The sequence below is a fragment of the Pseudomonas zanjanensis genome (genome assembly GCF_014268745.2).
Classification (GTDB): Bacteria; Pseudomonadota; Gammaproteobacteria; order Pseudomonadales; family Pseudomonadaceae; genus Aquipseudomonas; species Aquipseudomonas zanjanensis.
Genome location: NZ_JABWRB020000001.1, coordinates 1,077,083 through 1,089,078, shown reverse-complemented (window position 1 = coordinate 1,089,078; position 11,996 = coordinate 1,077,083). Strand labels below are relative to the sequence as shown.

At 63.3% G+C, this 11,996-nt stretch carries 8 protein-coding genes; 2 read left to right on the top strand and 6 right to left on the bottom strand.

Features of this window, described 5'->3' with window-relative positions; translation table 11 throughout:
- The first annotated feature begins 71 nt into the window (after window positions 1–71).
- Together HU715_RS04970 and HU715_RS04965 are read left to right on the top strand one after the other, a co-directional pair.
- On the top strand, window positions 72–2,108 hold the full coding sequence (locus tag HU715_RS04970; RefSeq protein WP_186708351.1) for an NADH:flavin oxidoreductase: 2,037 nt from the start codon (window positions 72–74) through the stop codon (window positions 2,106–2,108).
- 322 nt (window positions 2,109–2,430) lie between these two features.
- On the top strand, window positions 2,431–2,814 hold the full coding sequence (locus HU715_RS04965) for a VOC family protein (protein WP_186708349.1): 384 nt from the start codon (window positions 2,431–2,433) through the stop codon (window positions 2,812–2,814).
- 369 nt (window positions 2,815–3,183) lie between these two features.
- Here the strand turns inward: HU715_RS04965 and HU715_RS04960 are convergent, their stop codons facing one another.
- From HU715_RS04960 to lexA, 6 genes are all read right to left on the bottom strand, one after another.
- Window positions 3,184–3,453 carry a hypothetical protein gene (locus tag HU715_RS04960; protein ID WP_186708347.1) on the bottom strand — a complete coding sequence of 90 codons (270 nt, stop codon included), beginning with the start codon at window positions 3,451–3,453 and terminating at the stop codon, window positions 3,184–3,186.
- Between the two features lie 96 nt (window positions 3,454–3,549).
- Window positions 3,550–5,661 (bottom strand): hybrid sensor histidine kinase/response regulator, encoded by a 2,112-nt coding sequence (locus HU715_RS04955; RefSeq protein ID WP_186708345.1) that lies wholly within the window; start codon window positions 5,659–5,661, stop codon window positions 3,550–3,552.
- Window positions 5,662–5,975: 314 nt separating this feature from the next.
- Window positions 5,976–9,053 carry an error-prone DNA polymerase gene (locus HU715_RS04950; RefSeq protein ID WP_186708343.1) on the bottom strand — a complete coding sequence of 1,026 codons (3,078 nt, stop codon included), beginning with the start codon at window positions 9,051–9,053 and terminating at the stop codon, window positions 5,976–5,978.
- Window positions 9,050–10,471: a Y-family DNA polymerase gene (locus HU715_RS04945; RefSeq protein WP_186708341.1), complete on the bottom strand. Its 1,422-nt coding sequence runs from the start codon at window positions 10,469–10,471 to the stop codon at window positions 9,050–9,052. The genes HU715_RS04950 and HU715_RS04945 overlap by 4 nt, the downstream gene beginning before the upstream one ends.
- Before the next feature lie 7 nt (window positions 10,472–10,478).
- Window positions 10,479–11,111, bottom strand: coding sequence for a translesion DNA synthesis-associated protein ImuA (gene imuA, locus HU715_RS04940; RefSeq protein WP_186708338.1), 633 nt, complete (start codon window positions 11,109–11,111; stop codon window positions 10,479–10,481).
- On the bottom strand, window positions 11,111–11,728 hold the full coding sequence (gene lexA / locus HU715_RS04935) for a transcriptional repressor LexA (protein ID WP_186708336.1): 618 nt from the start codon (window positions 11,726–11,728) through the stop codon (window positions 11,111–11,113). The genes imuA and lexA overlap by 1 nt, the downstream gene beginning before the upstream one ends.
- Between the last annotated feature and the right edge of the window lie 268 nt (window positions 11,729–11,996).

Here is an 11,996-nt window from a genome sequence, read left to right as displayed (position 1 = left end):
GACACACATGAACATTCAACATACCGTTATGTCAAACCAAGCCTGATGTTCTGTTCCCGGAGCGCAACACCATGTCCAGCGATCCTCTGCTGCAGCCCTATAAGATCAAGCACCTGACCCTCAAGAACCGGATCATGACCACCTCCCATGAGCCGGCTTATCCTGTCGACGGCATGCCGAAGGATTTGTACCGCGCCTATCACGTCGAACGGGCCAAGGCTGGCGTGGCGCTGACCATGACGGCGGGTTCCGCCGCCGTTTCCCGTGACAGCCCGCCGGTGTTCAACAACGTGCTGGCGTACAAGGACGAAGTGGTCAAATGGATGAAGGACCTGACTGACGAATGCCACGAACACGGCGCGGCAGTGATGATCCAACTGACCCACCTGGGTCGGCGCACACGCTGGGACAAGGCGGACTGGCTGCCGGTCGTCTCGCCGTCCCATCGCCGCGAAGCGTCCCACCGGGCCTTCCCGAAAAAACTGGAAGACTGGGACATCGACCGGATCATCAAGGATTACGTGGATGCCGCCGAACGCATGAAGGCCGCCGGTCTTGATGGCCTGGAACTGCAGGCCTACGGGCACCTCATGGATCAGTTCTGGTCGCCGCTGACCAACGATCTCGACGGGCCCTACGGCGGCCCGCTGGAAAATCGGATGCGCTTCACCTTCGACATCCTGCGTGGCATTCGCCAGCGTTGTGGCGAAGATTTCCTGCTCGGGGTGCGCTACACCGGCGATGAAGACCTGCCCGGCGGCTTCGGCGCCAGCGACGGCCTGCAGATCTCCCACATGCTCAAGGACAGTGGGCTGGTGGACTTCCTCAACGTCGTGCGCGGGCACATCGATACCGATGCCGGCCTCACCGACGTGATCCCCATCCAGGGCATGCGCAATTCGCCGCACCTGGATTTTGCTGGCGAGATTCGCTCGGCCACCGGTTTCCCGACGTTCCATGCGGCCAAGATTCCGGACGTCGCCACGGCGCGGCACGCCATCGCCTCCGGCAAGGTGGACATGATCGGCATGACCCGCGCGCACATGACCGACCCGCACATCGTGCGCAAGATCATTGAAAAACGCGAAGAAGAGATCCGCCCCTGCGTCGGCGCCAACTATTGCCTGGATCGCATCTACCAGGGCGGCGCCGCCTACTGCATCCACAACGCTGCCACCGGCCGCGAAACCACCATGCCCCATGAGATCCCGAAGGCGTCGGTCAAGCGCAAAGTGGTGGTGATCGGCACCGGCCCGGCGGGCCTGGAAGCGGCGCGGGTGGCTGGTGAACGCGGTCATGACGTCACGGTGTTCGAAGTGGCGGATCAGCCCGGTGGACAGATCCGCTTGACCGCCCAGAGCGAGCGGCGGCGCGAGATGATCAGCATCATCGATTGGCGCATGGCGCAATGCGAACGGCTGGGGGTGAAGTTCCAATTCAACACCTGGGCCGAAGCCGAGACCGTGATGGCCGAGGCACCGGACGTGGTGATCGTCGCCACGGGCGGCTTGCCCCATACCGAGGTGCTCAAGCACGGCAATGAACTGGTGGTGTCGACCTGGGACATCATTTCCGGTGACGTCAAACCCGGCCAGAACGTGCTGATCTTCGACGACGCCGGCGACCACGCGGCGCTACAGGCGGCCGAGGTCATCGCCAACAGCGGTGCGAAACTGGAGATCGTCACGCCGGACCGGTCGTTTTCGCCGGAGGTGATGGCGATGAACCTGGTGCCGTACATGCGCAGCCTGCAAGACCTGAACGTCACCTTCACAGTGACCTATCGAGTCGACTCCGTAGAGAAGCGCGACGGTCAACTGATCGCCAACTTCGGCAGCGATTACGGCCAGGTGCACAAACAGCGCGTGGTCGATCAGGTGGTGGTCAACCACGGCACCCTGCCCCTGGACGATCTGTACTTCGAACTGCGCCCGCATTCGAGCAACAACGGCGCGGTCGAACAGCACAACCTGATCGCCGGGAAAACCCAGGACATCGTGACCAACCCCGAAGGTCGCTTCCAGCTGTTCCGGATCGGCGACGCAGTGTCGGCACGTAATACCCACGCGGCGATCTACGATGCGCTGCGGCTGGTCAAGGACATCTGAAATATTGCCCTGATCGTCAGGGTCAGGGACTGATGTTGCATTCAAGACGTTCGATGAGCCCGTGGCGAGGGAGCTTGCTCCCGCTGGGCTGCGTAGCAGACCCATTTTGTGAGCGCTTCGCACTGGAGCGCCAGCCCGGTCAAGCGGGAGCAAGCTCCCTCGCCACAGGTTCATCGTTTCTCAAGTAGATAGCGTTGCAACTAACACGATGCTTTTCCATGTCAGCACAGACCTTGAAACCTAGGGCTGCGGTCGCATTCGTACCGTCATTCATTTCTGAAATCCGCTCGTAAACCCAATGACCCAAAGAAAGGAAACCAAGATGTCCGTTTTTACCCATGTCACCGTCGGCACCAACAACCTGGCAAAAGCACGTGCGTTCTATGACGCCACCCTGAAAGAGATCGGCCTCAAGCGTGTTGCCGACCTCAACGAGGCCGGCTCCATCTGGGGCGTCGACAAGCCGTCGTTTTTTGTCCTCAATCCGGCCAACGGCAGTGCGGCCACCATCGGCAACGGTGTCACGGTGAGCTTCGAAGCGCCGAACCGCGCGGCGGTCCAGGCGTTCCATACGGCCGCCCTGGCAAACGGCGGCGTCTGCGAAGGCCTGCCAGGCCCGCGTGGCTGGGCGGACAACGCCTTCGCCGCTTATGCCCGGGACCTGGATGGCAACAAGCTGGCGGTGTATTGCTTCAAGGCTGAATAAATGTAGGCAGTCCCACCGCTATCGCGAGCAAGCTCCCACAGGGATCGTGGGTGTTCATGAGTCTCATATTCACCAAAGGAGTCTTGGGTGTTCATGAGCCTCATATTCACCAAAGGAGTCTTGGGTGTTCATGAGTATTTCATTCACCAAAGGACCACTGTGGGAGCGAGCCTGCTCGCGAAGACGGTGGCACAGACAACATTGATTCAAGCTGACCCACCGCTTTCGCGAGCAAGCCCGCTCCCACAGGGATCTTGGGCGCTTATGAGTCTCATATTCACCACAAGACCACTGTGGGAGCGGGCTTGCTCGCGAAGAGGCCGTCACAGTCAACCTGCATGCAGATTGCCCATCGCTTTGGCAAGCAGCCTAGCCCCCATCGGTATCGATATCGGCATCCGTGCTTTCACCGGATTTCGGCCGGTCCGGATCAGGCTTGAAGCCGGGGCTGAAGGTGTTGTCATTGTCCTGGTGATGCTGCTTCTGATCGACCTCAGAGGCGGCGCTGTCAGCCTGGTCCGTTCCGGCAGGACTGACTGGCTCGGCATCAGACGCTTTGCCCGGAACCTGAGGGTCGATGGCCGGATCATTACGCGCAGACGGCGTCTGTGGCTGAGTGTTTGCGGGATCGTCGTTCATAGGCACCTCGTTCATGGCAGGGCCGGATGGTTGACCGGTCTTGAACATTCGAAGGTGACGCAACGGCTTCGGTTCCATTTGTTTAAAACGCAGCGATCAACCGCCCAACACGCTCCTGACCATCCGGGCCAATGCGTCCGGGCCGTAGGGTTTGCTCAACAGGTGGGTGTCGGGGCTCAATTGATGGTTCCGGGAGATGATGTCCCGGGTATGGCCCGAGGTGAACAGCACCGGGACCGGCGGGCTCTGCACCTTGGCCCAGGCGGCCAGGTCTGAGCTCTTGATCAGGCCAGGCATGACCACGTCGGTGAAAATCAGGTCCACCGCGGTGCCGTCCAGCAGCAGTTTCATCGCCTCATCGCCGTTGGCGGCCGTGAGGGTCCGATAGCCTGACTGCTCCAGCAGGTCCACCGACGCACTGCGCACCTCGTCGTTGTCCTCCACCACCAGAATCGTCTCTTGCCGGCCGGACTGAAGCGCGTCGTATTGCTCGGTTTCCCCTACTTCAGGCGCAAGGCTTCGAGGGAAATACATCCGCACCCGCGTGCCTTCACCCAGGTCGCTGGAAATCTCGATATGGCCGCCACTCTGCTTGACGAACCCGAACACCATGCTCAATCCAAGCCCAGTGCCCTGGCCATCGGTCTTGGTGGTGAAAAACGGTTCGAACACTTGCTGCAGGACATCGGGCGGCATGCCGGCACCGCAATCGATCACCGACAGCCGGACATAGTCGCCGGTCGGGATTTCCTTACCGGCGCAGAACGCTTCATCGAGCACGATGTTATCGCCGAGCAGGCGGATCGTGCCCTCGCCGTCCATGGCGTCACGGGCATTGATTGCCAGGTTCAACAGGGCGTTTTCCAGTTGGTTGCGATCGACGTGGATGCACCAGGGCGCCTGAGGCAGGCTCACTTCAATCTGGATGGTTTCGCCCAGGGCCCGTTGCAGCAACTCACCCATGCCCTCATAGATGCGCCGAGGGTTGTAGACCGCCGGTGACAAGGGCTGGCGCCGGGCAAAAGCCAACAGCTGCGAGGACAGTTTGGCCCCCCGCTCCACGGCTTCGATGGAGGCACTGACCCGTCGTTGCACATTGGCATTGTCTCGTTCGTGGCGTGCCAGTAAATGCAGGTTGCCGGCGATCACCTGCAGCAAGTTATTGAAGTCATGGGCCACGCCACCGGTGAGGCCGCCAATGGCCTCGAGCTTCTGTGACTGGCGCAACTGTTCTTCCGCTGCCAGCCGCGCCTGCACCTCGTTGGCAACGCGCTGCTCCAAATCGCGGGTGAACTTGAGCAGCGACGCTTCGGCCGTCTTGCGCTCATCGATATCAATCAGCACCCCCGGAAAACGCAGGGGCTTGCCCGCCCCATCGAACTCACATCGACCGCTGGCCAGCACCCAGCGATAGTTGCCGTCCAGGCGGCGAACCCGATATTCAGCGCTGTAAGACACGCCGGTGCGCACGGTCAGTTCGACCCGCTGGTTGACCTCTTCAAGGTCGTCCGGGTGGATACCCTGGCGGGCAATTTCGATGGGCAATGCGTCCAGCGAACAGTCGGGTGGGTAGTTGAAAGTACGGGCGAAACGCTCATCGCCCGACAACGTGTCGGCCTGGATGTCCCAGACGAACGACCCCAGCAAGGGCCCGGCCGAGAGCGCCAGCTGGATGCGTTCATTGACCGCGCGGTAACTGCGTTCGGCCGCTTGCCGGGCGCGCTCGGTCAATACGTGCTCGGTGGTTTCCACCACAATCGCCAACACCCCCGCCGGAGATTGGTCGTCATCGGGCACCGGGCTGTAGTAGAGGTCCATCCACACGTCTTCAGGCTTGCCATCGCGTAGCAGGACCAGCTCTTTACTGCGGTAGGACAAGGTGCCGCCGGCCAGGCAAACGTCCAGGACATGGCGATTGAATTCGGCAACCTCCGGCCAGCCCAACTCCACCGCGCACCCCAACAGGTAGGGATGGCGACCGCCAGAGAACTCGGCATAGGCGTCGTTGTAGATCATGAAGCCCTGGCGGCCCCACAACATCACCATCGGCAGGGGCGAAGCCAACAACAATTGGACAGCGCTGCGCAAGCTGGCGGACCAGTGCTCGATGGCGCCCAACTCGGTTCGGCTCCAATCGAACGCCCGGATACGCCCGGCCATCTCACCGCCCCACCCAGGGCACCCGTGATTCTGGGATAGAAACTGCATGGTCGACTCTAACCTCAAAATACCTGCAGGGAATCGGCACACAAATCCCTTGCGATCAGAGCTTCGAGCGTCGGGTTGGCGTTTGGTTTCATGGTGACCGGTTTGCGCACGATCCTTGTGGCAAAAGTAAAAATCTGTGGCGAGGGGATTTATCCCCGCTGGGTTGCGCAGCACCCCCCTGCGTCCTGTCTGAGACATCAGTGGCTGATGAATCATGGGGCTGCTTCGCAACCCAACGGGGATAAATCCCCTCGCCACAGAGTTCTTTGTTTGCCACAGGAATCATGTCCCGGAACCAGGGAGGGTTTGCAACCTCAGCGGAAATCGCGGCTTTGCACTTGGATACCCGCCAACAATTCAGTCAGGTCGCTCAAGCGCCCGGCGATCAAGTGGCGGACCTCGCCGACGCTTTCCCAGCGTCCGTCGACCCTGAGCAATTGCGAGCCCACCAGGGTCTTGCGCTGGCGCTCGGCCAGGTCGCGCCAGACCACCACGTTGAGGTTGCCGAATTCATCTTCCAGGGTGACGAAGGTCACGCCGCTGGCCGTGCCCGGGCGTTGGCGGCCAGTGACCAGCCCGGCGACGCTGACGTTGCGGCCATGCTCCACGTCCTGCAACTCCCGGGAGCTGCGGCAGCGCCGGGCGCGCAGTTCGGGACGCAGCAGGGCCAGCGGATGAGGGCCTAGAGTCGTGCCCAGTGTGGCGTAATCGGCAAACAGGTTTTCCCCCAGCGTGGGTTCGGGCAGGGTCACGGGCGGTTCTTCCTGGCTGGGCAAACCGGCGAAAAGGCCCAGTTGCTTCTGCACCCCGGCCACTTCCCAGCGAGCCCGATGGCGATCCCCGGCCAAGCCCTGCAAGGCCCCCGCGTCCGCCAGTTGCGCCTGGGCCCGGGCATCGAGTTGCGCGCGTTCACCCAAGTCGGCCACGTCGTTGAAGGGCCGCTGCCGGCGCGCCGCTTCGATACGGCGGGCATCCTCTTCGCGAAACCCCTTGACCAGGCGCAGCCCCATGCGGATCGCCGGTTGCCGGCCGTCCATGGGCTCGAGGCTGCACTCCCAATCGCTGGCGCGCACGTCCACCGGGCGGATCGACAGTTGATGCCGGCGGGCATCCTGGAGGATCTGGTCCGGGCTGTAGAACCCCATCGGCCAACTGTTGATCAAGGCACAGGCAAACGCCGCCGGTTCGTGGCATTTGAGCCAGCTGCTGGCGTAGGTCAGCAAGGCGAAACTGGCGGCGTGGGATTCGGGAAAACCGTAATTGCCGAAGCCTTTGATCTGTTCGAAGATTTGCGCGGCGAATTCAGCGGTGTAGCCATTGTTCTTCATCCCCTGCGCCAGGCGTTCCCGATGGGGCTCCAACCCACCGTGACGTTTCCAGGCAGCCATGGAGCGCCGCAATTGGTCTGCTTCGCCCGGGGTGTAGTCGGCCGCGACGATGGCGATCTGCATGACCTGCTCCTGGAACAAGGGCACACCCAGGGTGCGGTCAAGCACTGTTTTCAGCGCTTCAGAGGGATACGTCACCTCTTCTTCTTTATTCCTGCGCCGCAGGTACGGGTGCACCATCCCTCCCTGGATCGGCCCGGGCCGCACGATCGCCACTTCGATGACCAAATCGTAGAACCTCTCGGGTCTCAGCCGAGGCAACATCGACATCTGCGCCCGGGATTCGATCTGGAAGACACCGATGGTGTCGGCTCGCGAGATCATCTGGTAGGTCGCCGGATCCTCCTGGGGCAACGACGCCAAGGCATAACGCTGCCCTCGGTACTGCTCGATCAGGTCGAAACAACGCCGAATCGCGCTGAGCATGCCCAGGGCCAGGATATCCACCTTGAGCAGCCCGACCGCGTCCAGGTCGTCCTTGTCCCACTGGATGATGGTGCGCTCGGCCATGGCCGCGTTTTCCACCGGCACCAGGGTGTCCAGGGGCTGTTCGGAAATCACGAAGCCGCCAGGGTGCTGGGATAAGTGCCGGGGGAAACCGATCAATTGCTGGGTCAGGCCCAAGACCCGGCGCAACACCGGGCTGTCCGGGTCGAAGCCGCCTTCACGCAAGCGCTCCACCGGCGGCGCCTCGTCGCTCCAACGGCCGCAGCAATCGGCCAGGGCATTGACCTGGTCCGGCGGCAGGCCCAGGGCCTTGGCCACATCCCGCACCGCCCCGGCGCCGTGGTAACTGCTGACCACCGCCGTCAAGGCCGCACGATGACGACCATAGCGCTGGAACACGTACTGCAGCACTTCCTCGCGACGGTCGTGTTCAAAGTCGACGTCGATGTCCGGCGGCTCGTTGCGCTCCCGGGACAGGAAACGCTCGAACAACAGGCTGGTGAGACTGGGGTCGATTTCGGTAATGCCCAAGGCGTAGCACACCGCCGAGTTGGCCGCCGAACCGCGCCCCTGGCAGAGGATATGGCGGCTGCGGGCAAAGCTGACGATGTCCTGCACGGTGAGGAAATAGCTGTCATAGCCCAACTCGGCGATCAGGCTCAGCTCCTTGTCGATCTGTGCCCGCACCTTGTCTGTCACGCCATCCTTCCACCGCTCGCGCATGCCCCGCTCGGTCAGTTCCCGCAGCCAGGACGCCGGATCATGCCCCTCGGGCACCAGCTCACGCGGATATTCATAGCGCAGTTGGCCAAGGTCGAAGGTGCAGCGCCGGGCGATGGCCAGGGTTTCGTCGAGCAAGGCCCGCGGGTAGAGCTCGGCCAGATCCTTGCGGCTGCGCAAGTGACGCTCGCCGTTGGGGTGCAGGCGTTGGCCGGCCTCGGCCACCGTGACGTGGTGGCGGATGGCGGTCATGGTGTCCTGCAAGGCACGACGGCCGCGCACATGCATGTGCACATCGCCGCTGGCCACGGCCGGAAGATCCAAGCGTTCGGCCAGCGCCAGGCAGTCCGCCAGCCGTCGGCGGTCGTCCTGCCCGCAATGCAACTGGACCGTCAGCCACAGGCGCCCGGCAAAGATCGGCTGGAGCCAACGCCCGTGCTCCTCGGCGTCCTTGCCCTCGGCGACCCACAACGCCAGCAGCCCCGGCAAGGGCTCGTCGAAGTCCTCCCGCACGATGCGATAGTGGCCCTTCTCGCTGCGGCGCCGGGCGCGGGTGATCAACCGACACAAGGCTTGATAGCCGTCCAGGTTTTCCACCAGCAGCACCAGTTTCGGACCGTTCTCGACCTGGATTTCGCTGCCGACAATCAATTGCAGCGCCAACTCCTTGGCCGCCTGCCAGGCCCGGACGATCCCGGCCAGGGTGCATTCATCGGTGATCGCCAAGGCCTGATAGCCCTGCTGCTTGGCGCGACGGCACAATTCCAGGGCACTGGAGGCGCCGCGCTGGAAGCTGAAGTTCGACAGGCAATGCAGTTCGGCATATTCAACGCTCATGCGAACCAGCCCTGCAGCCACAGCGGCCCGCCCTCGCCCACCGGTCGATAGGCCCAGCCCCGTTGTCCGCTGCGAGTTTCGATCAGGTAATAGTCGCGGCGCACATCCGCGCCGTCCCACCAACCGGTCTCGATACGCTCGGGCCCCATGAGGATTTGTGCCTGGCCTTGCGGCAAAGCCTGGGGTTCATCCAACAGCCAGCCGGGACGCTGCACGCCCTCGCGCGCCGGACAAGCCTGGGATCGGGGCTGGGAAGTCGTCTGCCAGGCGCACTCAGGCCGATGGTCGTCGCGAAACCCCAAGCCTTGCACGGCATCATCCCCCAGGCGGGCCCGCAGCCGTTCCCGCAGTTGCTCCCAGGGCAATGACTGTTGCGGGCGTTCGTCGAACAGTTCCAGGCGCTGGGGCACGAAACTCGGCAGGTCTTCGGCACACAAGCGAAAACCCCGCACCGGGGCCTCGACCTGCACTTGTTCCAAGCGACCGCGGGCCAGTTCGAAGAGCATCGCCGGGTCACGTTCGGCGCTGAGCAGGCCGACCTTGATCACAGTATCCGGCAACCCGGCGTGTTCCAGGTGCAAGTCGAAGCGCTGCACGCCGCTGTCGCGTCCGCAGAGGAAGGCCGACAGGTCACCGGTCAGGCGGCGCAACGGGAACAGCAGCGCCTGATGGGATTGCACGTCATAGTTGAGTTCGATGCGCACGTCGAAACGGTCGGGCGGCAGGTAGAACGACAGCGCCAGGGTGCGGCTGCCCGTCAACGCATCGAGGTGCTTGAGCACCTGGGCCTCGAAACGCCGAGCCAGGGTCTGTCGGGGCAAGGCCTGGACCTGGCTCAGGCGGCGCAGGCCCATGCGCGACAGCGCCGTGGCGACGTCGGGCTCCAGGCCAATTCGTTCCACGGGCATGTGGCCCAGGCAGTGCTGCAAAGTCTCGGCATCGGGCACCACCAGGGCGTCATAGGCATTAGCCAGCACCCGCGCCGCCACGGGGTTGGGGGCGGCGACGATGCGATGGCGAAAGCCCAGCTCGGTCAATTCGGCGCGCAAGCGCGCCTCGAACACCGGCCAAGGCCCGAACAGGCCCAGGCTCGACTCGATCTCGAACAGCAGGGTACGCGGGTAATGCACGCTGACCTGGGAGCTGAAACGGTAGGCCCAAGCCGCCAGGAACTGTTGCCAATACTCGATCTGCGCCGCGTCGTACTCCGCGGTGGCAAAGCCTTTGCTCAAGGCCTGGGCGGCGGTCATGGTCTGGCCGGGACGCAAGCCCAGGGCCCGTGCCGGCGCGTTCACCGCTTGCAGGATCCGGCGCTGGGCCGGGCCGGTCAGCAAGGCCAGGGGCTGGTCGGAATCGGGGCGCTGACGCAGCGCGGCGTCCAGCGCCAATTGCGGGAAAAGAATACAGACCCAGCGCATCGCAACCTCAATGCCCGGTTTGGGGGGCGAGCGTGGCAAAGGCAATCGGGGCCGAACGGGCCAGCCCGCCCCGGCACTTGAGCACGCGCAATTGCGCCGGCCGGGTATCGATGGCGATGCGCAAAGCCGCCGGCGACGGGTTGATAGCCTCCTGGATCGGGCGCCAAGCGAATGCCAGGGTCTGGCCGGTTTCCGCCGCCACTTGCAAACGGCGCAAGGCCCGGTCGTCCGCTTGGCGGGGCCAGCACAGCACCGCGCCACAACTGCCCGACCGCAGGCATTGTTCGGTGGCCCACAGGGCCTCACGCCCATCGGCACGGATGATCGACAACTGGCGTAGGTCGATGCCGGCGTTCTGCCAAGCCTGGGGATAAGGCACGAATGGCGGCGCCACCAACACAATCCGCTCCCCCGCCGCCGCCAGCCGCGCCAGGGTCGGCCAAACCAATTGCAACTCGCCCACGCCCGGCGCGGCGATGAGCAGCTCCGTCAACGCCGCTTCCGGCCAGCCGCCACTGGGCAACGCCGCGTCCAGTGCATCATGGCCAGTGGGTTGCGGGCTGGCAGCCGGCGGCGCAGGCCGGCCCTTCCAGACCTGGCCGCCGTTGAACAGCGTGTCCAGCGCAACGACAGCGCCCATCAACCTTGCCTCACCAAACCACAGAACACTCCTTCTATCGCCAGGTCCTGGTCGGCCTCGACGATGATCGGCTGGTAGGCCGGGTTGCGCGGCAGCAAACGCACCCGCTCGCCGATGCGTTCGAAGCGCTTGATGGTGACTTCACCGTCCAGGCGCGCCACGACGATCTGGCCGTTGGCAGCCTGCGGCGTACGCTGCACGCCCACCAGGTCACCGTCGAGAATGCCGTCCTCGATCATCGAATCGCCCTGGACCCGCAGCAGGTAATCCGGCGCCTTGGTGAAGATCGCCGGGTCCAGCATCAGGCGGCTGTGAACCTCTGCATCGGCGCCAATCGGCAGGCCGGCAGCCACTCGCCCCAACACCGGCACATCGAGCAGTTCGGGCCGCGACGGCTGGTTCAGCAAGCGAATGCCTCGGGCCTGGTGCGGATTGACTTCGATGAAACCAGCCTCGGTCAACGCCAGCACATGCTTGCGCGCCACGCTGCGAGAGGCAAAACCGAACGCCTCGCTGATTTCAGCGAGGCTTGGAGGCTGACCCTGATCGGCGATGCGTTCGCGGATAAACGTCAGGATGGCGGTACGGCGGGGAGTGAGAGTCGTCATGGAGTACATTTGTACTCTTCCGGGATTTTTCTGACAAGCGCCGCCAGTCAGTTCACACCGTAATACCCTGTGGGAGCATCAACACATTCAACACCCAGGCAAGCTGATCCACCGTTATCGCGAGCAAGCTCGCTCCCACAGGGGGAACGTCTTCGCGAGCAAGTCCGCGGATATACACACAAAACCCGACCCCTCTCAAAAACCAAAAAAAAACGGCACTTCCCATTTCTGAAGAAGCACCGTTTTTCCAGATAAACAGCCCAGCCAGATTCGGCCA

Excerpts from the sequence above, each read along its gene's own strand:
- HU715_RS04970 (WP_186708351.1), top strand. The coding sequence starts at position 72 with ATGTCCAGCGATCCTCTGCTGCAGCCCTATAAGATCAAGCACCTGACC.
- HU715_RS04965 (WP_186708349.1), top strand. The coding sequence starts at position 2,431 with ATGTCCGTTTTTACCCATGTCACCGTCGGCACCAACAACCTGGCAAAA.
- HU715_RS04960 (WP_186708347.1), bottom strand. The coding sequence starts at position 3,453 with ATGAACGACGATCCCGCAAACACTCAGCCACAGACGCCGTCTGCGCGT.
- HU715_RS04955 (WP_186708345.1), bottom strand. The coding sequence starts at position 5,661 with ATGCAGTTTCTATCCCAGAATCACGGGTGCCCTGGGTGGGGCGGTGAG.
- HU715_RS04950 (WP_186708343.1), bottom strand. The coding sequence starts at position 9,053 with ATGAGCGTTGAATATGCCGAACTGCATTGCCTGTCGAACTTCAGCTTC.
- HU715_RS04945 (WP_186708341.1), bottom strand. The coding sequence starts at position 10,471 with ATGCGCTGGGTCTGTATTCTTTTCCCGCAATTGGCGCTGGACGCCGCG.
- imuA (WP_186708338.1), bottom strand. The coding sequence starts at position 11,111 with ATGGGCGCTGTCGTTGCGCTGGACACGCTGTTCAACGGCGGCCAGGTC.
- lexA (WP_186708336.1), bottom strand. The coding sequence starts at position 11,728 with ATGTACTCCATGACGACTCTCACTCCCCGCCGTACCGCCATCCTGACG.